The 520-nt window shown below is 71.3% G+C and carries 1 protein-coding gene; it reads right to left on the reverse strand.

Annotated features, from left to right (window positions below; translation table 11 throughout):
• A partial coding sequence (locus ABFX50_RS51180) for an alpha-galactosidase (protein WP_346158579.1) occupies positions 1-520 on the reverse strand: 520 nt, incomplete at both ends.

Below are 520 nucleotides of genomic sequence, written 5' to 3' on the forward strand. Positions count from 1 at the left end.
CCAGCAGCCGGTACACGGCCAGCGTCTGCGCCCGCACCCCGGCCTGACCGCCGGGCTGGTGCCCGGCCTCCACCAGGTCCCGGTTGTGGTCCCACTTCAGGTACGCGATGTCGTACTCGCTCAGCAGCGAGTCCAACCGCTCCAGGAGGTAGTCGTACGCCTTGGTCAGGTCCAGCACCTGCTGGTGCCGCGCCGCGCGGGGCAACCGCCCGCCGGTGGCCATGATCCAGTCCGGGTGGGCCCGCGCGAGCTCCGAGTCCTCGTTGATCATCTCCGGCTCGACCCACAGCCCGAACTGCATACCCAGCCCGGTCACGTGCGACACGATCGGCCCGAGCCCGTCCGGCCACACCTCGTCCGACACGTACCAGTCGCCGAGGCCGCGCTTGTCGTCGCGCCGCGACCCGAACCACCCGTCGTCCAGCACGAACCGCTCGCCGCCGACCTCGGCCGCCGCGTCCGCCAGCGCCTTCAGCCGGTCCAGGTCGTGGTCGAAGTACACCGCCTCCCAGGTGTTCAC

Origin of the sequence: Nonomuraea recticatena, from assembly GCF_039533245.1 — a bacterium.
In the GTDB taxonomy this organism is placed as follows: domain Bacteria; phylum Actinomycetota; class Actinomycetes; order Streptosporangiales; family Streptosporangiaceae; genus Nonomuraea; species Nonomuraea roseola.